Origin of the sequence: Ensifer sp. 22521 (assembly GCF_052044795.1) — a bacterium.
GTDB lineage: Bacteria > Pseudomonadota > Alphaproteobacteria > Rhizobiales > Rhizobiaceae > Ensifer.
On sequence record NZ_JBQENM010000002.1, the window covers coordinates 141001 to 162874 of the forward strand.

Sequence of the window (21874 nt, forward strand, 5' to 3'; positions counted from 1 at the left end):
GGTCCCCATGATCCGCCATTGCGTCTTCATCCGCTTCCGCCCCGAAATCTCCGAGGAGGAGAAAGCAACGATCTTCGACGAGATCGTCGCGCTGAAATCACGGTTGCCGGGTTTCATGGCAGCCCATATCGGTGGCAATGTCAGCCCGGAAGTGGGCATGGACAAGGGCCATGGCCTAGGTTTCATCGTCGACTTCACCGATGCGGCGGCCCGCGACGCCTACCTGGAAGACGAGGCGCACCGCAAGACCGGCGCCAAGATCGTCGCTGCGGCCGAAGGCGGCGTTGCCGGTATCTTCGTCTACGACCTCGAAATTGCCGATTGAGTGACGATCATGCTCGAAGCGCGCCCGTTCCTGACCCGGCTATTCGAGGAAGCCGTAAGAGCCGCCGACCCCTATGAGGCAATCAAGGCGCATCTGCCCGATCCGCCAAAGGGGCGGACCGTGGTCGTCGGCGCCGGCAAGGCGGCGAGCCAGATGGCGGCCGCCTTTGAGCGGCTCTGGAAGCATCCGTTGCGCGGGACGGTGGTGGCACGACACGGCCCGATCGAACATTGCGAGCGGATCACGGTGCTGCAATCGGCCCACCCTGTGCCGGACGAAGCCGGCCTCGCGGCCTCGAGCGTGCTGCTTTACGCCGTCTCCAACCTGACAGCCGACGATCTCGTGGTTGCGCTGGTTTCCGGCGGCGGCTCGGCCCTGCTGCCGGCGCCGCCTGAAGGCTTGACGCTTGCCGACGAGATTGCGGTCAACAAAGCGCTCCTTGCTTCCGGTGCACCGATCTCAGCGATGAATGTGGTCCGCAAGCACGTGTCGCGCATCAAGGGCGGTCGGCTCGCTGCGGCGGCTTTCCCGGCGCGTGTCGTCACCCTGGTGGTCTCCGACGTGCCCGGCGACAATCCGGCCTTCGTCGCCTCGGGTCCAACCGTTCCGGATCGCAGCACGCCGGCGGAGGCACTTGATATCGTTGCTCGTTACCGCATGGCGCTGCCCGATGGGGTGATGGCGCATCTGCGCTCGGAAGCGGCAAGAGCGCCCGATCCGGACGATCTGCGTTTTGCCGGACATGAATGCCACGTGATCGCCTCGGCGAGCGTGTCGCTCGAAGCGGCCGCGGCTAAGGCGCGCGAACTCGGTATCGAGGCGCGCATTCTATCCGATGCGATCGAGGGAGAGGCGCGTGATATCGGCCGCATGCATGCGGCGCTCGCTCGTGAAGTGGCGCTCAGGAGCCGCCCCTTCGAGAAGCCGGTGGTGCTGCTTTCCGGCGGCGAGACGACGGTGACGATCTCAGGCAAGGACTACGGCAAGGGTGGGCGCAACAGCGAATTGCTGCTGTCGCTGTCGCTCGATATCGATGGCGTTGCGGGCATTGATGCGCTTGCGGCGGATACGGATGGCATCGACGGTTCCGAGGACAATGCCGGCGCCTTTGCCGACGGTGAGAGCATAACCCGCATGCGGGCGGCCGGCATCGATCCGCGCCTGCACCTCGCCCGCCATGATGCCTGGTCGGCCTTTGCCGCGAGTGGTGATCTCTTCGCGCCCGGACCGACCGGAACGAACGTCAACGATTTCCGGGCGCTGCTGATCCGCTAGGACGCGGCTTTCTCGCAGAGATGTTAGCCGGATTCGGCGCCGCATGTGAAATGCAAACGCCGCCGCCGATATCCGCGGCGGCGCTGTTTTGACTTGCTTCGCTTTGACTTACTTGGCGCGCTTCAGCGCATCGCCAAGGATCGATACGATCTCGGCGAAATGCTTCTCTTCGGCGATCAGCGGCGGCGAGAAGGCGATGATGTCGCCGGTGACGCGGATCAGCAGACCCTTTTCGAAGCAATCGACGAAGACGTCATAGGCGCGGGCGCCGACAGCGCCGTCGCGCGACTGCAGCTCGATGCCGGCAATCAGGCCGATCGTGCGGATGTCGATGACGTTTGGCAGGCCCTTCATGGAATGCATGGCATCGTGCCAGGCGTCCTGCAGCTCGACAGCGCGGGTCATCAGGCCCTCGTCGCGGTAGATGTCGAGCGTGGCGATGCCGGCGGCGCAAGCGGCCGGGTGGCCGGAGTACGTGTAGCCGTGGAAGAGCTCGATCGCGTTTTCCGGACCATGCATCAGAGCATCGTGCACCTTGCGGCTGGCAAAGACAGCGCCCATCGGGATCGCGCCGTTGGTAAGCCCCTTGGCGGTCGTCACCAGATCGGGCGTGACGCCGAAGAAATCCGTCGCAAAGGGGGCGCCCAAGCGGCCGAAGCCGGTGATGACTTCGTCGAAGATCAGGAGGATGCCGTGCTTGTCGCAGATGGCGCGCAGGCGTTCCAGGTAACCCTTCGGCGGGATGAGCACGCCGGTCGAGCCGGCGACCGGTTCGACGATGCAGGCGGCGATGGTTTCGGCGCCGTGCAGCGCCACCAGCCGCTCGAGATCATCGGCAAGTTCGGCGCCGTGCTCCGGCTGGCCCTTGACGAAGGCGTTCTTGGCGAGGTCGTGGGTGTGGCGAAGGTGGTCCGAACCGGGAAGCTGCGGGAAGACGCGGCGGTTGTTGAGGATGCCGCCGACCGAAATGCCGCCAAAGCCGACACCGTGATAGCCGCGCTCGCGGCCGATCAGGCGGGTGCGGGTGCCCTGGCCAATCGCGCGCTGGTAGGCGATCGCGATTTTCAGCGCCGTGTCGACCGATTCGGAACCGGAGCCGGTGAAGAACACGCGATCAAGCTTCTGTCCCTCGGGGCCGGGGGCGATCTCCGCAAGGCGTTCGGCGAAGTCGAAGGCGATCGGGTGGCCCATCTGGAAGGAGGGGGCGAAATCCATGGTTGATAGCTGGCGCTCAACCGCGGCTGCGATTTGGCGGCGACCATGGCCGGCGTTGACGCACCAGAGGCCGGCGGTGCCGTCGAGGATCGTGCGGCCATCGGTGCTGGTGTAGTGCATGCCCTCGGCGGACGCGAGCAGGCGCGGTGCCTGTTTAAACTGCCGGTTGGCGGTAAACGGCATCCAATAGCTGTCGAGTATGGGAGCGTTGGGTTTGGTGTGCTGGTTCATGGCATCCTCCTAAGGTCGGCGATTGACGCCATGATTTGATTTGCCAAACAAGTCCTTTTCTGCTGTCACTTAACTCATTGAATTTCATCGGGTCGATGCAGTGTGTTTGCGCTATTTCGAACAACCTGAACACCAAGGTTTGATCTGCATGACAGTCGACATCGGAAACCGGCTTCGTCATCTGAGGCTGATGCACAATCTGTCGCAACGCGAACTCGCCAAGCGCGCCGGCGTCACCAACTCGACGATCTCGCTGATCGAATCGAACGCCTCCAATCCGTCCGTCGGGGCTCTGAAGCGCATCCTCGACGGTATTCCGATCGGGCTTGCGGAGTTCTTCTCCTTCGAGCCGGAGAAGCCGCGCAAGGCGTTTTATGCGGCGGAGGAACTGGTCGAAATCGGCAAGGGGCCGATTTCCTACCGGCAGATCGGCGAGAACCTCTTTGGCCGCAGCCTGCAGATCCTGAAGGAATGTTACCAGCCGGGCGCCGACACCGGAAAGGTGCCGCTGGTGCATGATGGCGAGGAGGGAGGCATCGTACTCTCGGGCCGCATCGAGGTGACCGTCGATGACGAGCGGCGGATACTGGGGCCGGGGGATGCGTATTACTTTGAGAGCCGGCGGCCGCATCGCTTTCGCTGTGTTGGGCCGGTGCCTTGCGAGGTGATCAGCGCTTGTACGCCGCCGACGTTTTGAGGGGCAGGGTTGAGATCGGAAAGCCCCTCATCCCGCTGCCGCGACCTTCTCCCCGCAGGCGGGGCGAAGGGATATGCGGTCTACCTCCCAATCGCTCTCAAGCTTTGTCGGGAGGTAGCAATTCCGGCGCGGATGCGAAGACCTGCCTGGCAAGTGGGGCCGATGCTGCACACTCGACCGTCCCCTCTCCCCGCAAGCGGGGAGAGGGCTAGGGTGAGGGGCCGATCAGCCGGTTACGAAAGCCGCGCGCAGGCGTCGGCGATGCGTTTCAGTGCTTCCTGCAGTTCCGCTTCCGACGTCGCGTAGGAGATGCGGAAGAACGGCGAGAGACCGAAGGCCGAGCCTGGAACGACGGCCACGTGGGCATCGTCGAGCAGGTAGGCGCAGAAGTCCGTGTCCGTCTCGATCTTTTTGCCCGATGGCGTCACCTTGCCGAGCATGCCGGCGCAGCCGGAGAAGGTATAGAAGGCACCTTCCGGAACGCGGCAGTCAAGACCGTCGATGGCGTTGAGGGCGGCCACGACGAGATCGCGGCGGTGCTGGAAGCTGGCAGTGCGTTCCTTCAGGAATTCCTGCGGGCCGGTCAGCGCTGCCACCGAGGCGGCCTGGCTGACAGACGAAGGGCAGGAAGTTGCCTGGCTCTGGACCACGGCCATAGCCTTGATCAGGTCGCGCGGGCCACCGGCATAACCGATGCGCCAGCCGGTCATGGCATAGGCCTTGGAGACACCGTTGACCGTGAGCGTCCGGTCCTTGAGCCGAGGCTCAAGCTGGGCCGGGGTGACGAAGCGGAAGCCGTCATAGACGATGTGCTCATACATGTCGTCGACCAGCAGCCACACATGCGGATGCTTCAGGAGCACGTCGAGAAGCGGACGATAGTCGGCAGCGCTGTAGGCGGCGCCCGACGGGTTCGACGGCGAGTTGAGCAGCACCCAACGCGTCTTCGGCGTAATTGCAGCTTCGAGCTTGTCGGCAGTCAGGCGGAAACCGGAGGAGGCGTCGCAGGGGATCAGAACCGGCTTGCCTTCGCAGATCTGGACGATATCCGAATAGGAGGTCCAGTAGGGCGTCGGGATGATCACTTCGTCGCCGGGATTGATCGACGCCATCATGGCGTTGAACAGGATCTGCTTGGCGCCCGTTGCCACCGTGATCTCGTCCTGCTCGTAGGCAAGGCCGTTTTCACGCTGGAACTTTTCGCGGATTGCCTTCTTCAGGTCCGGCGTGCCGTCGAGCGCGGTGTACTTGGTGTCGCCGCGCTTGATCGCCTCGCAGGCGGCATCCTTGACGTAGTCGGGCGTGTCGAAGTCGGGCTCGCCCGCACCGAGGATGATGACCGGCTTGCCTTCGCGCTTCATCGCTTGCGCGCGGGCGCCGATTTTCAGGATTTCGGAGACTCCGATCGAGGAGATCCGCGAGGCGGGCTGAAAGCCCGCCTCCTTGACCGTTTGATTGATGGTCATGATCGAATCCTACCTGGGTGCGCCGATTATTCGATGTCGAACGACACGCCCTGCGCCAGCGGCAGAGCCTTCGAATAGTTCACCGTGTTGGTGGCGCGGCGCATATAGGCCTTCCACGAGTCCGAGCCGGATTCGCGACCGCCGCCGGTTTCCTTTTCGCCACCGAAGGCGCCGCCGATTTCAGCACCCGAGGTGCCGATGTTGACGTTGGCGATGCCGCAATCCGAGCCGTCGACCGCCAGGAAGCGTTCGGATTCCTGCATGTCGCGGGTGAAGATCGAGGACGACAGGCCGGCCGCGACCGCATTGTGGTCGGCAACGACGGCGTCGAAGTCGCTGTACTTCATGACGTAGAGGATCGGCGCGAAGGTCTCTTCGAGCACCGGGCCAGCCTGCTTCGGCATTTCGACGAGGGCCGGCTTGGCATAGTAGCCGTTATCATAGCCGAGTTCGACGCGTTCGCCGCCGGTGACGGTGCCGCCATGGGTCTTGGCTTCGCCGATTGCCTTCTGCATGCTGTCGAAAGCAGCCTTGTCGACGAGCGGGCCGACGAGGGCGGTCGATTCCAGCGGGTTGCCGACCGAGACCGAGCCATAGGCCTTCTTCAGACGCGGAACGAGCTGGTCATAGACGCTCTCGTGCACGAAGAGACGACGCATGGTGGTGCAACGCTGGCCGGCGGTGCCCATGGCGCCGAAGGCGATGGCGCGCAAGGCCATGTCGAGATCGGCCGAGGGGCAGACGATGCCGGCATTGTTGCCGCCGAGTTCGAGGATGGCGCGGGCAAAACGCTTGGCAAGGCGCGGGCCGACGTCGCGGCCCATGCGGGTGGAACCGGTCGCCGAAACGAGCGGAACCTTCGGGTTGTCGACGAGGACTTCGCCGACGGTGCGGTCGCCGATGAGAACCTGCGACAGGCCTTCCGGCGCATCGCCGAAGCGGGCGAGTGCACGCTCGAAGATTGCCTGCGAGGCAAGCGCCGTGAGCGGGGTCTTTTCCGACGGCTTCCAGACGACGGAGTTGCCGCAGACGAGCGCCAGCGCCGTGTTCCACGACCAGACGGCGACCGGGAAGTTGAAGGCCGAGATGACGCCGACGACGCCGAGCGGATGCCAGGTTTCCATCATGCGGTGGCCGGGGCGCTCGGTGGCGATCGTCAGGCCGTATAGCTGGCGGGAAAGACCGACGGCGAAATCGCAGATGTCGATCATTTCCTGGACTTCGCCGAGGCCTTCGGAGGTGATCTTGCCGGCTTCGATCGAAACCAGGCGGCCGAGGTCGGCCTTGAAGGCGCGCAGTTCTTCGCCGAGCAGGCGGATCAGTTCGCCGCGCTTCGGTGCCGGAACCAGGCGCCAGGCCTTGAAGGCTTCATGAGCCTTTTCGATCTTGGCAGCGGCTTCCGCGGCCGAAACCGTCTTGAGGTTGCCGATCTTTTCGCCGGTGACCGGGCTGTAGGACGGCATGTCGCCGCCGGTGTAGAGTTCCTTGGCGACGCCCATCTTTTCGAGAAGCGCTGCGGCTTCCTTGGTCACGTCGACTTTTTTGGTTGCGATGTTCATGGTCTGACTCCCGTTTTCCTGGCTTGACCTATCCGAAGCGCACGCTGCCGAGCTTTCCCGGCGAGGTGAGCGACTTCAGGCCCGCGGCCATGTCCTTGAGTTTGTCTGGTGTATAAAAGTCGTAATAGGCCTGGTTGCGGCGGCCGATCGCATGTTCCGCGCTGAAGCTGCCGTGATACTCCTCAACGGCGACGGCGAAAACCCATTCGCGAAGCCGGGATTCGAAGGTCTCGTCCTTGAGAAGGTCGCTGTCCTTCGGCACGACGAGGTTGAAGTGCACGCCGCCGTCGCCGATATGGCCGAAGTCGCAGACGGTCACATCAGGGAATTTCGCCGGCATTTCTGCCTTCATATGGTCGCAGAAGGCCATGATGTCACCCCTGCGGAAGGAGACGTCGAAGGCGATCAGCTTGCCGAGATGCTTGACGCCCTCGGACAGCGCGTGGCGCAGCGCCCAGATCTCGTGCGGCGGGCCGACGAAGGCATCGGCGAGCGGTGCCTCTTCCATTTCCCAGATCTCGGCGAGCGCCGATTCCAGCACGGCGTCGAGCGACTGTTCGCCGTCGCGGGGTGCCCAGGTGCGGCTGATCTCGGCGAGGATGACATAGTCGGGAACGTTGCCGCCCTGGAAGGGGTTCTTCAGCGACGGCACATGGGCGAAGGCGGCCGTGACGGCGTTCTTCGACATGCCCTCGAAGGCCGAGAGATAGGCGCCGAGCCGCTCTTCCATGGCTCGGAGCAACGGCAGTACATGGGCGCCGCTTGCCGGAACGAGCAGCGCGGTTGCCGTCTGTTGCGGCAGGCGTTCTAGGTTCAGCACGCATTCGGTGACGATGCCGAAGGCGCCCGAAGTGCCGATAAAGAGCTGCTTCCAGTCAACGCCGGTGTTGTTCTTGCGCAGGTCGCATTGCAGGTCGAGCACGGTGCCGTCCTCGTCTGCGAGAACGACCTTGAGCCCGAGGGTGTTGCGGCGCACGTCGCCATATTTCAGAAAGCGCGAACCGCCGGTATTGGTGGCGATCATGCCACCGATACGCGGGTCGGCGCCGAGATCGATCGGGAAGAACAGGCCGTGCTCTTCCAGGCGCCGGTTGAGATCGGACAGCCGAAAGCCGGCGTCGAGCCGCACCGAGCGATTGTCGAGGTCGAGCTCGAAGCGCTTCGCCAGCCGGTCGAGGCTGAGCACGGCCTCGTCGCCCGACTGATCCGGGGTCGAGCCGGAAACGAGGCCCGTGTTGCCGGATTGCGGGATCAGCGCGATGCCGTTCGTGACGCAATAGGCGACCGCAGCAGAGACTTCTTCCGTCGTTGCCGGCCGCAGCACGAGCGAAGTCCGGCCGCGATCGTAGCGCGCGCCGGTCTCGTAGGCTTCCAGGTCTTCAGGACGCGTAACGACACCCTTGTTTCCAAGGATGTCGGCGAGCGCGTCGATGTGCCGTTTGTCGATCATCAGAAAAGCATCATTCCGCAGCGATCGCGCCGGTCAAGGCCCGGATGCAGCTTTCGATCGAAGCCTGCTCGATGCCGGCATAGTGGTCGAATTCGTTGAGCACGGTGGCGCCGAGATCGCTTTCGAAGCGCTTCTGGTTCGGGCTGGCGACGAAGTCCTGCTGGGCGCCGTCGCCGAGGTTCGACTGGAAGATACCCGCGGCGCTGACCGGCAGGAAGTCTTCGTAGACGATCGCGTCGAACTGGACGAGACCGCTCGCGATCAGCGCTTCGATGTCACGCGCCGGGGAGACGCCGGCCTTGCGGCCCTTCTCCGTCAGCGAGTAGCTGAAATAGCCGAGGCCGGCTTCGCGGATGCCTGCCCAAGTGTCCGGGAAGGGCTCAAAAGCCTTGGCGAGGGCTGCTTCGTATTCGCGGGCATTGGAGCCGTCGGCGGCCGGGCGGACGATCTTGCGCGAGGCGTCGAGCAGGTCGTCGTAGAGCGCGCGGCCTTTCGGGGTCAGCGCGATGCCGCGCTGTTCGATCTCGCCGAAACGGGCGGTGTGGGAGCCGGCCTTCCAGGCGCCGTCGGCATCCTTGAAGGAAACAGGCTCTTCCAATGCCTTGAACGAGGTCTGGCGCAAAAGGATCGGGCACTTGCGGGTCGGCGGGCCCTCGACGACGGCCTTCGGCGCGATTTCGTATTCCGGCATCAGCGCCTGCACCTTGTCGATGTCGAGCGTGCGCGGCGTCAGGTGGTTGATGTGCGGACCCTTGAAGGAGACGACGTCGGCGATCAGACGATGGGCGTCGTGCAGGCGCTTGTACATGTCGGCGCTGACATTGGCCTTGTCGTGCCAGCGGAAGGTTTCGAGCACTTCTGAGACGAAACGCTCAGCGTCGGCTTTGTCGAGACCGCCGTCACGTTCAGCCTTTTCGGTCAGTTCGACAGCGACGGGCGTAAAGATCCGGCGCTCGGCGAGGATCGCCTGTGATTCGGCGCGCAGGCTCTCGTCAGCGATCAAGTCCAGGCGCAGAAGCGAGGTGAAAACGCGGAAGGGATTGCGCTTCAGAGCGGCGTCACCAACGGGGCGGAAGGCCGTCGAGTGCACCGGGACACCGGCAGTCGACAGGTCGTAGTAGCCGACCGGGTACATGCCCATGACGGCGAAGACGCGACGCATCATCGATAGCTCGGCGGGTGTGCCGAGACGGATTGCGCCGTGGCGTTCCTCGGAGATGCGGTCGAGCGAATCCGTGGCGTCCAGACGCTCCTTCAGGACCGGGTCGGCGGCGAGCGTATCGTCGTTTACCTTGGCGACCAGTTCCATCAGCGTGCCGTAGGCCGGCACCTCTTCGCGGTACATGACCGACATGGCTGCGGAAAAGGACGAACGGATGTCGTCGGCCGATACGAAACTATTCTCTTTCACTGGGGCTCGCCTCGCGCTATGGGTGAAGGACAAGGTCATTCTCATTTCGGATCATATCCGATCGAACTGGCCATTGATCGCGTTGCTTCTGACTATGTTGATGCGAGGCTGGAATGAAGTTAAGCCGCAGGCTGGTTCCCGACGTGACGACGCTGCAGGCGTTCGAATGCGCGGCGCGACACGGCAGCTTCACGCAGGCCGCCGCCGAGCTGAACCTTACCCAAAGCGCCGTCAGCCGGCAGATCAAGGATCTCGAAAATCAGCTCGGCGTGCTTTTGTTCGAGCGCGTGCGCCAGCGGGTGATCCTGTCGGATGCCGGCCAGAAGTTCCTGCCCGAGGTTCGCCGTCTCCTCAATCAGACGGAGGAACTGATGGTGCGCGCCATGGCTTCGGCGCGGGCAGACTCGACGCTCTCGATCGCGTCGCTCCCGACTTTCGGCAGCCGCTGGCTGGTGCCGCGCCTTCCCGATTTCCTCAAGCGCCATCCGGATACGGTGCTGAACATCGCCTCCCGTTCCGCGCCCTTCGATTTCGACGAGCAGAACTTCGATCTCGCCATTCATTACGGCCAACCGGTCTGGGCGCGCGCCACCTGCAGCTATCTGTGCAGCGAGATCATCGTGCCGGCAGCGAGTCCTGCCCTGTTGGCGAACCATTCGATCGAGACCCCCGAGGATCTCGTCGCCGGCCCATTGCTGCATCTCGCCACGCGGCCGAAGCTCTGGGCGCAATGGTTCGAGGCCAACGACATGGACGGCCGCGGCGCCTATCGCGGCAACCGTTTCGACCAGTTCTCCATGGTGATCGAAGCGGCGACGGCGGGGCTCGGTTTCGCGCTGCTGCCACGTTACCTGATCGAGCAGGAAATCGCCGCCGGCACGCTCAGCATCGTGCTCGACCGGCCGATGAAGACGGAAAACAGCTATTATCTGGCCGTGCCCGAGGGTAAGCTCGAAAACCCCATCAGCCTGGCCTTCCGGGAGTGGATCACCGAGCAAGTGGGCTGAGCGGATCGACGCTTTTCTACGAATCGAGGGAACCTTCCTCGCCGCTTCACGTTTCGCCTCGTCTGCCATTCGCGATGAAGCTTGAGAAGAGGGCAATTGAGAGAGCTGTATCGAAGTGCCATTGGGGGCGCGCACAGCGGCCGGTTTCGGCTTGATTCGTTTGTGCGCAAATCGTCCGAACTTGTATGAGCAATCCTTGCAAGCTGTTGGCACCACGGCTAAAAAATGCCATTTTCATGCATCACCGCGGCCTTGAAAACCAATGCGCCGCCGGCTTTGCGATCTCCGATGCCCAGTCGAGGGCGGTGCCTGTTACCGCCAATTCCCCACATGCGGGAATTGACGGTGGATGGGAGGACACATGACCGTGTCTAGCAATGCGCCGGCTCAGCCTGACTTCTCAGGTCCGCAGCCAACCCGGCAACCCCAAGAGGACCGGGCCGATCAACCCCGGTTGGATTCAGAACCCGTACCCATGCAGCTTCAAACAACGCCGCCCACCTCTCCGCGCGAACCGGAAGCAAAGCAGATCGATTACAACGATTCGATCCGCGCCACCTTCTTCTCGATGGAGGACCTCCGGCAATGCGGCGAGGATCTCGCAGTGAAGGGTGCCTCCTCGCTGCCGGGATTCTTCCCGTTCGAGTTCCGGCCGCGGCATCGCGAAAACGAGAGCGAGATCCTGCGCGTCTACCGCGCGACCGCTGCGGACGTGGAAGCCGGGGCGACGATCACGCCGGCCGCCGAATGGCTGCTCGACAACCACCACGTCGTCGAAGAGGCGATCCAGGAGGTCCGGCGCGATTTCCCGCGTCGGTTCTATCGCCAGCTGCCGACGCTTTCGGTTTCCGGTACGGTGATCCCGCGCACCATGGCGCTCGCCTGGCTCTATGTCGCCCACACCCACAGCACGGTGACGCGCGATAGCATCACGGCGATGGTCGAAGGCTTCCAGAAGCACGACACCTTCAAGATCGGCGAACTCTGGGCGCTGCCGTCGATCCTGCGCTTCGTGCTGATCGAGAACCTCCGCCGGATCGCCATCCGCGTCGAGCGCTCGCGCGGCATGCGCCGAAAGGCGAACGACATTGCCGACCAGATCATCCGCCTGAACGATCCGGAGAAATATCGGGCGCTGCTTGCGGAATCGGAAGCGCTGGCTGCCGACAACACCTTCGTCGCGCAACTGCTCTACCGCACGCGTGACGGCTCGCAGACCTCCGGTGCCGTCATCGGCTGGATCGAGGAACAGCTTGAGAGGCGCGGCAGCGACGTCGAAAACGCGCTGGTCGCCGAACAGAACCGCCTGTCGTCCGGCAATGCGACGATGAGCAACATCATCCGCAGCCTGCGCGAGATCGACGATACCGACTGGGCTGTCTGGTTCGAAAGCGTCAGCAAGATCGACGCGGCGCTACGCGAGGGCTCCGACTATGCGGCGCTCGATTTCGGCTCGCGCAACAAGTATCGCGACACGATCGAGAAGCTCGCGCGTCGTTCCGGTCACAGCGAATACGAGGTGACGCAGATCGCCATCGAGATGGTGCGCGAGGCGGAGACTGCGGCCGAGACCGAAGTGCCGCTGCAGGAGCCGAACGTCGGATCCTTCCTCGTCGGCAAGCAGCGCAAGGTGCTCGAGAAGAAGATCGGCTATCGACCGTCGCTGCTGCAGACCATCATCCGTATCAGCCGCAAGCTCGACTGGTTCGCGATCGCCGGCCCGAACATCCTCTTGACGATCCTGGCGATGATCGCCGTCTATTCCTTCGTCAGTCCGATGGATATTCCGAACGGCGCGAAGCTGATCATGCTGCTTCTGTTCGCGCTGCCGGCGTCCGAAGGCGCGATGGGCCTGTTCAACACGCTGGTGACGCTGTTCGTCAGACCATCGCGACTTGTCGGCTATGAATTCCTCGACGGAATTCCCGAGCATGCCCGCACCCTCGTCGTCGTACCTTGCCTGATTGCCAAGCGCGACCATGTCGACGAACTCGTGCGCAATCTCGAGGTGCACTACCTCGCCAACCCGCGCGGCGAGATTTATTTCGCGCTGCTCAGCGACTGGGCCGATAGCAAGGTTGAGGAGTCGAGCACCGATTCCGATGTGCTCGACTACGCCAAGCGCGAGATCGCTCAGCTTTCGGCGCGCTACGCCTATGATGGCAAGACGCGCTTCCATCTCCTGCATCGCCGCCGCCTGTTCAACGAGCAGGAAGGCGTGTGGATGGGTTGGGAGCGCAAGCGCGGCAAGCTGCACGAACTGAACATGCTGCTTCGCGGCGACCGCGACACCTCGTTCCTGCAGGGCGCCAACACGGTGCCGGACAACGTGCAGTACGTGATGACGCTCGATTCCGACACGCGCCTGATGCGCGATGCGGTGACGAAGCTCGTCGGCAAGATCTACCATCCGATCAACCGTCCGGTGGTCGACCCTAAGACACAGGACGTGATCGCCGGCTACAGCCTGCTGCAGCCCCGCGTGACGCCGTCGCTGACAACGGGCAGCGAAGCTTCCGCCTTCCAGCGTATCTTCTCGGCCAACCGCGGCATCGACCCCTATGTCTTCACCGTTTCCGACGTCTACCAGGACATCGCCGGCGAAGGCAGCTTCACCGGCAAGGGCCTCTACCATGTCGACGCCTTCGAGGCGGCGCTGAAGGGCCGGATCCAGGAAAATGCCGTTCTCAGCCACGATCTGCTCGAAGGTTCCTATGTGCGTTGCGCGCTGGTAACCGACGTCGAGCTCGTCGAGGACTTCCCGACCCGCTACGAGGTCGAGATGTCGCGCCAGCATCGCTGGGCGCGTGGCGACTGGCAGCTGCTGCCCTACATCTTCAATTTCTCGAACGGGCTGTCGATGCTCGGGCGCTGGAAGATGTACGACAACCTGCGTCGCTCGCTGATCCCGCTTGCCTGGCTCGTCGCCTCGGTGATGGGCTGGTACTACATGGAGCCGACCGAGGCGCTGATCTGGCAGATTGTCCTGATCTTCAGCTTGTTCGTGGCCCCGACCCTGTCGCTGATCAACGGCCTCCTGCCGCGCCGCAACGACATCGTCGCCCGCGCCCACCTTCACGCGGTGCTGACGGAAGTCCGCGCTGCCAATGCACAAGTGGCGCTCCGCATCGTCTTCATCGCCCACAATGCGGCGATGATGGGCGACGCGATCGCGCGCTCGCTCTACCGCACCTTCGTCAGCCGCAAGCTGATGCTCGAATGGCGCACGGCCGCGCAGGTGCAGAGTGCCGGCCACGGCACGATTGGCGATTACTACCGCGCGATGTGGATCGCGCCGGCGCTTTCGGCGCTTTCGCTGGCGCTTGCCGCGATCTCCGACACCGGCCTGCCGTTCATCGGCATTCCCTTCGCGTTGCTCTGGGCGCTTTCGCCTGCGGTCGCCTGGTTCGTCAGCCAGTCGGCCGAAACCGAGGACCAGCTCGTCGTCTCCGATGAAGCGATCGACGAGATGCGCCTGATTGCCCGGCGCACCTGGCGCTATTTCGAGACCTTCGTGACCGCCGAGCAGCACTTCCTGCCGCCGGACAACTTCCAGGAAACGCCGCAGCCGGTCCTGGCCGAGCGCACCTCGCCGACGAATATCGGCGTCTACCTGCTGTCGGTGATGTCGGCACGCGATTTCGGCTGGATCGGCTTCGAGGAGACGATCAACCGGCTGGAGCAGACGATCGCCACCATCGACCGCCTGCCGAAGTATCGCGGCCACCTGTTCAACTGGTATCGGACGAACACGCTCGACACCATGGAGCCGCGCTACATCTCGTCGGTCGACAGCGGCAACCTTGCCGGTCACCTGATTGCCGTATCGTCGATGTGCCGCGACTGGGCCGAGGCGCCGTCGGCGCATGTCCAGGGCAGCCTGGACGGCATCGGCGACGTGGTGGCGATCCTCCAGGAGGTGTTGCGCGATCTGCCCGACGACCGCAAGACGGTCCGGCCGCTGCGTCGCCTGATCGAGGAACGCATCGTCGGCTTCCAGAACGCGCTTGCCGCGGTCAAGCGCGAGCGCGAGTTCGCGTCGATCCGGGTGATCAACCTCGCGGTGCTGGCGCGCGACATGCACAAGCTCACCGTCAACCTCGACCACGAGGTGCGCACGCCGCAGAGCACCGAAGTGACGAAGTGGGCAAATGCGCTCGTCAGCACCTGCGAAGCCCATATTTCCGACGGTGTCTTCGATCTCGGTGCGATCGAATCGTTGCGCCAGCGCCTGCTGGTGCTGAAGGATCGCGCCCGCGACATCGCCTTCTCGATGGATTTCGGCTTCCTGTTCCGGCCGGAGCGGCGCCTGCTGTCGATCGGCTTCCGGGTCAACGCCAACGAGCTCGACGAGGCCTGCTACGACCTTCTCGCTTCGGAAGCACGTCTCACCAGCCTGTTTGCCATCGCCAAGGGCGACTTGCCGACGGAGCACTGGTACAAGCTCGGCCGTCCGATCGTGCCGATCGGCGCGCGCGGCGCGCTGATCTCCTGGTCGGGCTCGATGTTCGAATATCTCATGCCGCCGCTGGTGATGCAGGAGCGGCAGGGCGGTATCCTCAACCAGACCAACAATCTGATTGTGAAGGAGCAGATCAACCACGGCCGCCGTCTGGGCACGCCCTGGGGCATTTCGGAAGCCGCGTTCAACGCGCGCGACCACGAGCTCACCTACCAGTACACCAACTTCGGCGTGCCGACGCTCGGGCTCAAGCGCGGCCTCGGCCAGAACGCGGTCATCGCGCCCTACGCCTCGATCCTCGCCTGCATGTACGATCCGAAATCGGCGCTCGCCAACCTCGGACGTCTGCGCGAGGTCGGCGCACTCGGTGTCTACGGCTTCCATGATGCCGTCGACTTCACGCCGACGCGTGTGCCCGAGGGCCAGAAGTGTGCGGTCGTGCGCAACTACTATGCGCACCACCATGGCATGTCGATCGCGGCTGTCGCCAATGTCGTCTTCAATGGCCGTCTGCGCGAGTGGTTCCACGCCGATCCGGTGATCGAGGCCGCCGAACTGCTGCTGCAGGAAAAGGCGCCGCGCGACATCCCGATCATGAATGCCAAGCGCGAGCCGGAATCGGTCGGCAAGGGTCAGGACGATCTCCTGCGTCCGGAAGTCCGCATCATCGAGAACCCGCTGGCACAGGACCGGGAGACCGTGTTTCTCTCCAACGGCCATTACTCAGTCATGCTGACGGCCAACGGCGCCGGCTATGCCCGCTGGAACGGCCAGTCCGTCACCCGCTGGAAGCCGGATCCGGTCGAGGACCGCACCGGCACCTTCATCTTCCTGCGCGACACGACGACCGGCGATTGGTGGTCCGCGACATCGGAGCCGCGCCGTGCGGCCGGCGAGAAGGTGCTGACCCGCTTCGGCGACGACAAGGCCGAATTCGTCAAGACCGTCGGCGACCTCACCAGCGAGGTCGAGTGCATCGTCGCCACCGAACACGACGCCGAAGGGCGCCGGGTCATCCTGCTCAACACCGGCACCCAGGATCGCTTCATCGAAGTGACCTCCTATGCCGAGCCGGTGCTTTCGATCGACGAGGCCGACAGCGCGCACCCGGCCTTTTCGAAGATGTTCGTGCGCACGGAAATCAGCCGCCGCGGCGACGTCATTCGCGTCAGCCGCAACAAGCGCAGCTCCAGCGACCCGGACATGGAAGTGGCGCATCTCGTCACCGACAATGCCGGCAGCGATCGCCATACGGAAGCGGAGACCGACCGTCGCCGCTTCATCGGCCCGGGCCGGACGCTTGCCGAAGCTGCCGCGTTCGACACGGACGCAGTGCTTTCGGGCACGGACGGCTTTACGCTCGATCCGATCATGTCGCTGCGCCGCGTCGTTCGCGTGCCCGCCGGCAAGAAGGTCAGCGTCGTCTTCTGGACAATCGCTGCGCCGAGCCGCGAGGAGGTCGATCGCGCGATCGACCGCTATCGCCATCCGGAGACCTTCAACCAGGAACTCATCCACGCCTGGACCCGCAGCCAGGTGCAGATGCGCCATGTCGGCGTGACATCGCAGGAGGCCGCGAGCTTCCAGATGCTCGGCCGCTACCTCGTCTATCCGGACATGCATCTGCGTGCCGACACGGCGACGGTGCAGGCAGGCCTCGACTCCCAGTCGAAGCTCTGGCCGCTGGCGATCTCGGGCGACTACCCGATCTTCTGCCTCCGCATCAACGACGACGGCGATCTCGGCATCGCACGTGAAGCGCTGCGCGCCCAGGAATATATGCGCGCCCGCGGCATCACCGCCGACCTCGTCATCATCAACGAGCGGGCCTCGTCCTATGCGCAGGATATGCAGCATGCGCTGGATTCCATGTGCGAGAACCTGAGGCTTCGCGGCCTTTCGGACGGCCCGCGCCAGCATATCTTCTCGGTGCGCCGCGACCTGATGGAACCGGAGACCTGGTCGACCCTGCTGTCGGCCTCGCGCGCCGTGTTCCATGCCCGCAACGGCACGATCTCCGACCAGATCGCCCGCGCCAACTCGCTCTATTCGCCGGCGCCGGCGAAGGGTGCGGAGAAGAGCGGCGAGTTCGTGGGACCGCTTTTGGCGGCGCCGCAGGAGAAGGCAGACGTTGCCCCGGCCGAGATCAAGGGCGATGGCCTTTCCTTCTGGAACGGCTTCGGTGGTTTTGCCGAAGGCGGTCGCGAATATGTCGTGCGCCTTCGTGGCGGCGAAGCGACGCCGCAGCCCTGGATCAACGTCATCTCCAACGAGCAGTTCGGCTTCCACGTTTCGGCGGAAGGCGCGGCCTTCTCCTGGAGCCGCAATTCGCGCGACTACCAGTTGACGCCGTGGACCAATGACACGGTCATCAACCGTCCGGGCGAGGCGATCTTCATCCGCGACATGGAGAGTGGTTCGGTATCGACGCCCTATGCGTCGCTCTCGCGTCGCCGCTCCGTCGTCTTCGAAACGGCGCATGGGCTCGGCTATTCGCGCTTCCGCAGCACCCAGGACGACCTCGAGATCGAGGCGACCCATACGGTGCACCGCAGCTTGCCGGCAAAGCTCGTCCGCGTCTCGATCCGCAACCGCGCGAAGACGGCGCGGCGGTTGAGGCTCTACGGCTATAACGAGTGGGTACTCGGTAACAACCGCGCCCGCTCGGCGCCCTTCATCCTCTCGAAGTGGGATGAGGAGACCGCGGCGCTGGTTGCGACCAACCCTTACAGCATCGACTATGCCGGTCGTTCGGCGTTCTTCACCGCCGATGGCGGCCAGGCTGCCGGTTACACCGCGAGCCGGCGGGAGTTCCTGGGCTCGCTCGGCGGCATCCTCGTGCCGCAGGCGGTGCTTTCGGGTGCCGATCTCTCGGGTTCGGTCGACGTAGACGGCGACCCTTGCGCGGTCATTGCGTCCGATCTGACCATCGAACCCGGTGCCGAGCAGCAGGTCACCTTCATTCTCGGCGATGCCGACAATGAGGATCAGCTTCGTGCCGTACTCGGTGAGTTGCGTGAGACTGCATTCGACACGGTGCTCGGGGCGGCCAAGACGTTCTGGCGCGATTTCACCGATATCGTGAAGGTGGAAACGCCGGATCCGGCCTTCGACGCCATGATCAACAACTGGCTGCCCTACCAGAGCCTCGGCTGCCGCATCATGGCCCGCTCCGCCTTCTACCAGGCGAGCGGTGCCTTCGGCTTCCGCGACCAGCTGCAGGACACGCTGGCTTTCCTGATCCACAGGCCGGAGCTTGCCCGGGCGCAGATCCTGAATGCTGCGGCTCGTCAGTTCGTCGAGGGCGACGTGCAGCACTGGTGGCTGCCGGGAACCGGCGCCGGCGTGCGCACGATGATATCCGACGACGTCGTCTGGCTCGCCCATGCCGTTACGCATTACTGCTCGGTGACCGGTACCTCCGACATCCTGAGAGAACAGATCGCCTTCATCAGCGGTCCGGCTCTCGAAGAGGGCCAGCACGACGCCTTCTACAAGCCTGAGATTTCCGAGGAGGTCGGCGACGTCTACGAGCATTGCGCCCGTGCGCTCGACCTCGCGATCAAGCGGACCGGCGAGAACGGCCTGCCGTTGATCCTCGGCGGTGACTGGAACGATGGCATGAACCGTGTCGGTGCTGCCGGAAAGGGCACCAGCACCTGGCTTGGATGGTTCCTCGCAGGCACGCTCCGCGGCTTCCTGCCTTACGCTCGCGAGCGTAAGGACCAGGCACGCGTCACCCGTTGGGAGGCGCATCTCGAAGCCCTGAAGAAGGCGCTCGACACCGCCGGCTGGGACGGCGACTACTATCGTCGCGGCTATTACGACGACGGCACGCCGCTCGGCACCAGCGAGGCGCTCGAGTGCCGGATCGATTCGATCGGCCAGTCCTGGAGCGTCCTCTCAGGCGAAGGCGACGAGCAGCGTTCGCTCAAGGCGATGGATGCGGTCATGGCCGAACTGGTCGATCCGGACCAGCACATCGTGCGGCTGTTCACGCCGCCGCTCGAGCGGACGTCGCAGGATCCAGGCTACATCAAGGCCTATCCGCCCGGCGTGCGCGAAAATGGCGGGCAATATACCCATGCGGCCACCTGGGTGGCGCTGGCCTTCGCCGAACAGGGCAGGGCGGAAGAAGCCTGGCGCGTCTTCCAGATGCTGAACCCGGTCTCGCATGCGCAGAGCCGCGAGGCGGCGGAACACTACCGCGTCGAGCCCTATGTCGTCGCCGCCGATATCTATGGCGAAGGCGATCTGGCGGGACGCGGCGGCTGGACCTGGTACACCGGTTCGGCTGGCTGGCTCTACCGCGTCGGCGTCGAAGGTATTCTCGGGATCCGCAGACAGGGCGACAAGCTGGTCATTCGGCCGGTGCTGCCGGCGGCCTGGGACGGCTACTCCGCAGAAGTGACGCTCAACGGCGCGCGGCACAAGATTTCGGTGCAGCGCGACCAGAAAAGTGGCGAGCCGATTGTCAGCATAAACAATAGTGTCACAAAAAACGCGCATGAAGGCATTTTGCTGTAACGGCCGGCATTGAAGACAGGATGAGACCGGCTTTGTTCCCGCAAGGGCAAGGCCGGTTTTTCTTTGCGGAAATGCGGGCGGCATGACCCCGACGGCCGGGTGTCGTGTCTTGGAGCGCCAGGCGTTCAGACGAACGCGCAAAGGGCGCTCTAACACTTTGAAGCCAGAGCATCTTATCCGCTTCCAGTGACTTCACTTGAAAGCGGGATGCTCTAGATCATCGGAGCGGGATGGGGCGGAGAACTGCAACATGTTCCTCATCCCACCTAGTTCATGGTGCCGGGCATCTCGCGCGTTTGAATGACGGCGCGGGCTGTCGGTGCCCGTTTCAACAGGGATGGGGCAGGGGCGCCAAATCCTGGAAAACGGACCGCATGCTGCAAAAGACTTTTCAGGGTGGTGTCAACCCGACGTCCGCCCGAATGGTTCCCAACGAGCGTGACACACGCCTCGACGTGTTCAGGGCGCTGTGCCTGCTGACGATCTTCGTCAACCACGTTCCGGGACAGTACCTCGAATATCTGACGCACAAGAACTTCGGCTTTTCCGATTCCGCCGAAGCCTTCGTGCTGATCTCCGGCCTGTCGGTCGGGATCGCCTATGGCGGCAAGTTCGCCGCCGGAGAACGGCTGGCGATGACGCTGAAAATCTGGCGCCGGGCGCTGGCGCTTTATGTCGCCCACATCATGACCAGCATCGTGACGCTGGCGATTTTTGCGGCCGGGGCGATCTATTTCGGCCGGCAGGATCTGATCGGCGAGATCAACATTCGGCCGATGGTGGAACAGACGGAACAGGGCATCGTCGCCATGGTGCTTCTGGGGTATCAGCTCGGCTACAACAACATCCTGTCGATGTATGCGGCGCTGTTCCTGATGCTGCCGGGTATTCTCTGGCTGAACGGCGTCAGCAAGAAACTGCTGCTGTCGCTGTCGGCCGCCCTGTGGCTCGCCGCAGGCATCTTCAAGTTCGTGCCGTCGAATTTCCTCGACGAGGGCTATTGGTTCCTCAATCCCTGGTCCTGGCAGTTCCTGTTCGTCATCGGCATCGTCATGATGACCTTCGTTCGCAATGGTGGATCACTCCCCCGATGGCCCTGGCTGATCGTCCTGTCGGGCGCTTATCTTGCGGTCTCCGCTGTCTGGGTGCTCTTCTCCTTCTGGAGCATCGACCTTTCCTTCGGTCTTCCAGCGGTCTTGACCGGCTTTGACAAGACCTTCCTGTCGGGCCCCCGGCTGCTCCATGTGCTGGCGCTTGCCTACATCGTCGCCGTGACGCCTCGCATCAGCAACCTCGCCAAACTCGACAGCGATCATCCGCTCGCGGTTGTCGGGCGACACTCGCTGCCGATCTTCATCTTCGGCACGATCCTGGCGATGTCCGGCCAGGTGCTGCTGTTCGTCACCGGGAGAAACCCGATCTTCGGCAGCCTCTTCGTGCTCGTCGGCATCGGGCTGCATTTCGCCTATGCCTATTATCTCGAATGGTTGCGCGGCATTGCTACTGCAAAGCCGCTGCGGGCGGCGTAACAGAACGCCGCCCCTGCTGGGCGACTAATTTCTGGAACCAAGGGCAAGGCGGCAGGCGAGCCCCGTGAATACGCCGGCGAGAAGATACTGCGGCAGCTTCGGGAAACGCCTGATGCCAGCGAGCCGCGCGCGCAGATGGCTGCCGACCAGGATGACCGAGCCGTTCACGAGGAAGCCGACCCCGTTCAACACGGTCGCCAGCAGAAGCATCTGCGTGACCATCGACCCGCTCTTTGGGTCTACGAACTGTGGGAGCAGCGCCAGTACGAAGAGCGCCATCTTCGGATTGAGCAGGTTCGTCATCAGCCCCTCGCCGAAGATCCGCCAGTTCGAAAGTCGCTTGAGCGTCGAAACCGGTGACGCGCTCGATGCGTTCGAGCGGACTGTCTTGTAGGCGAGGTACAGCAGATAGGCGCAGCCCGCCCAGCGCACGATCTCATAGGCAACCGGCAAGGTGACGAAGAGCTGGGAAAGACCGAGTGCTGCGGCCAGCGCGTGGCAATAGGTGCCGACTGCGATCCCGGCATAGGTGAGGAACCCGGCTGCGCGCCCCTGGCTCACGCTCCGAGAAGCGATGAGCAGCATGTCAGGGCCGGGCGTGGCGGTGAGCACGAGGCTTGCTGTGGCGAAAACTGCGATTGTGGAGATGTCCGGCATGATGATTCCTTTGGAATTGGGGCCGGAATTCCCGTCTACCAACAATCTCGAGAATGGCAAGGC

General features: G+C 63.7%; 12 protein-coding genes. 6 read left to right on the forward strand and 6 right to left on the reverse strand.

The annotated features are described in order from the left end of the window. Positions 1 to 7: 7 nt before the first annotated feature. Together ACTJKE_RS02795 and ACTJKE_RS02800 are read left to right on the forward strand one after the other, a co-directional pair. Positions 8 to 325: a Dabb family protein gene (locus ACTJKE_RS02795; protein ID WP_057254857.1), complete on the forward strand. Its 318-nt coding sequence runs from the start codon at positions 8 to 10 to the stop codon at positions 323 to 325. Between the two features lie 9 nt (positions 326 to 334). Then, positions 335 to 1600 carry a glycerate kinase type-2 family protein gene (locus ACTJKE_RS02800; RefSeq protein ID WP_112995708.1) on the forward strand — a complete coding sequence of 422 codons (1266 nt, stop codon included), beginning with the start codon at positions 335 to 337 and terminating at the stop codon, positions 1598 to 1600. A 108-nt stretch (positions 1601 to 1708) separates the two neighbouring features. Here ACTJKE_RS02800 and ACTJKE_RS02805 read toward each other — a convergent pair whose 3' ends face one another. Beyond that, complete coding sequence (locus ACTJKE_RS02805; protein WP_112995629.1) at positions 1709 to 3046, reverse strand: aspartate aminotransferase family protein; 1338 nt, start codon at positions 3044 to 3046, stop codon at positions 1709 to 1711. 148 nt (positions 3047 to 3194) lie between these two features. On the opposite strand from ACTJKE_RS02805, the gene ACTJKE_RS02810 reads away from it, so the two are divergent. Then, the gene (locus ACTJKE_RS02810) at positions 3195 to 3743 is read left to right on the forward strand and encodes a cupin domain-containing protein (RefSeq protein ID WP_057255083.1); all 549 of its coding nucleotides are present in this window, start codon (positions 3195 to 3197) and stop codon (positions 3741 to 3743) included. A 233-nt stretch (positions 3744 to 3976) separates the two neighbouring features. Here ACTJKE_RS02810 and ACTJKE_RS02815 read toward each other — a convergent pair whose 3' ends face one another. From ACTJKE_RS02815 to hglS, 4 genes are read right to left on the reverse strand one after another with little or no spacing between them, the layout of a single operon-like run. Next, on the reverse strand, positions 3977 to 5209 hold the full coding sequence (locus ACTJKE_RS02815; protein ID WP_112995630.1) for a pyridoxal phosphate-dependent aminotransferase: 1233 nt from the start codon (positions 5207 to 5209) through the stop codon (positions 3977 to 3979). 26 nt (positions 5210 to 5235) lie between these two features. Next, positions 5236 to 6768, reverse strand: coding sequence for an L-piperidine-6-carboxylate dehydrogenase (gene amaB, locus ACTJKE_RS02820; protein ID WP_057254860.1), 1533 nt, complete (start codon positions 6766 to 6768; stop codon positions 5236 to 5238). A gap of 28 nt (positions 6769 to 6796) precedes the next feature. Continuing rightward, positions 6797 to 8218, reverse strand: coding sequence for an FAD-binding oxidoreductase (locus ACTJKE_RS02825; protein ID WP_113132346.1), 1422 nt, complete (start codon positions 8216 to 8218; stop codon positions 6797 to 6799). A 10-nt stretch (positions 8219 to 8228) separates the two neighbouring features. Next, a complete protein-coding gene (gene hglS, locus ACTJKE_RS02830) occupies positions 8229 to 9629 on the reverse strand; it encodes a 2-oxoadipate dioxygenase/decarboxylase HglS (RefSeq protein ID WP_112995632.1) in 1401 nt (466 codons plus the stop codon). 113 nt (positions 9630 to 9742) lie between these two features. Between hglS and ACTJKE_RS02835 the strand changes: the two genes are divergently transcribed. The 3 genes from ACTJKE_RS02835 to ACTJKE_RS02845 all read left to right on the forward strand — a co-directional run bounded on the left by ACTJKE_RS02835 (position 9743) and on the right by ACTJKE_RS02845 (position 21154). After that, positions 9743 to 10636, forward strand: a complete 894-nt coding sequence (locus tag ACTJKE_RS02835; RefSeq protein ID WP_112995633.1) for a LysR family transcriptional regulator — start codon at positions 9743 to 9745, stop codon at positions 10634 to 10636. A gap of 361 nt (positions 10637 to 10997) precedes the next feature. Further along, entirely contained in the window at positions 10998 to 19625 is an 8628-nt protein-coding gene (ndvB, locus tag ACTJKE_RS02840) for a cyclic beta-(1,2)-glucan synthase (protein ID WP_112995634.1), read from the forward strand. Between the two features lie 374 nt (positions 19626 to 19999). After that, positions 20000 to 21154, forward strand: coding sequence for an OpgC family protein (locus ACTJKE_RS02845; RefSeq protein ID WP_057254865.1), 1155 nt, complete (start codon positions 20000 to 20002; stop codon positions 21152 to 21154). 24 nt (positions 21155 to 21178) lie between these two features. Here the strand turns inward: ACTJKE_RS02845 and ACTJKE_RS02850 are convergent, their stop codons facing one another. Beyond that, positions 21179 to 21811, reverse strand: coding sequence for a LysE family translocator (locus ACTJKE_RS02850; protein ID WP_058321656.1), 633 nt, complete (start codon positions 21809 to 21811; stop codon positions 21179 to 21181). Positions 21812 to 21874 lie beyond the last annotated feature (63 nt).

Bases quoted from the DNA above. Each gene is read 5' to 3' on its own strand.
- ACTJKE_RS02795 (WP_057254857.1), top strand. From the start codon at position 8: ATGATCCGCCATTGCGTCTTCATCCGCTTCCGCCCCGAAATCTCCGAG.
- ACTJKE_RS02800 (WP_112995708.1), top strand. From the start codon at position 335: ATGCTCGAAGCGCGCCCGTTCCTGACCCGGCTATTCGAGGAAGCCGTA.
- ACTJKE_RS02805 (WP_112995629.1), bottom strand. From the start codon at position 3,046: ATGAACCAGCACACCAAACCCAACGCTCCCATACTCGACAGCTATTGG.
- ACTJKE_RS02810 (WP_057255083.1), top strand. From the start codon at position 3,195: ATGACAGTCGACATCGGAAACCGGCTTCGTCATCTGAGGCTGATGCAC.
- ACTJKE_RS02815 (WP_112995630.1), bottom strand. From the start codon at position 5,209: ATGACCATCAATCAAACGGTCAAGGAGGCGGGCTTTCAGCCCGCCTCG.
- amaB (WP_057254860.1), bottom strand. From the start codon at position 6,768: ATGAACATCGCAACCAAAAAAGTCGACGTGACCAAGGAAGCCGCAGCG.
- ACTJKE_RS02825 (WP_113132346.1), bottom strand. From the start codon at position 8,218: ATGATCGACAAACGGCACATCGACGCGCTCGCCGACATCCTTGGAAAC.
- ACTJKE_RS02835 (WP_112995633.1), top strand. From the start codon at position 9,743: ATGAAGTTAAGCCGCAGGCTGGTTCCCGACGTGACGACGCTGCAGGCG.
- ndvB (WP_112995634.1), top strand. From the start codon at position 10,998: ATGACCGTGTCTAGCAATGCGCCGGCTCAGCCTGACTTCTCAGGTCCG.
- ACTJKE_RS02845 (WP_057254865.1), top strand. From the start codon at position 20,000: ATGCTGCAAAAGACTTTTCAGGGTGGTGTCAACCCGACGTCCGCCCGA.
- ACTJKE_RS02850 (WP_058321656.1), bottom strand. From the start codon at position 21,811: ATGCCGGACATCTCCACAATCGCAGTTTTCGCCACAGCAAGCCTCGTG.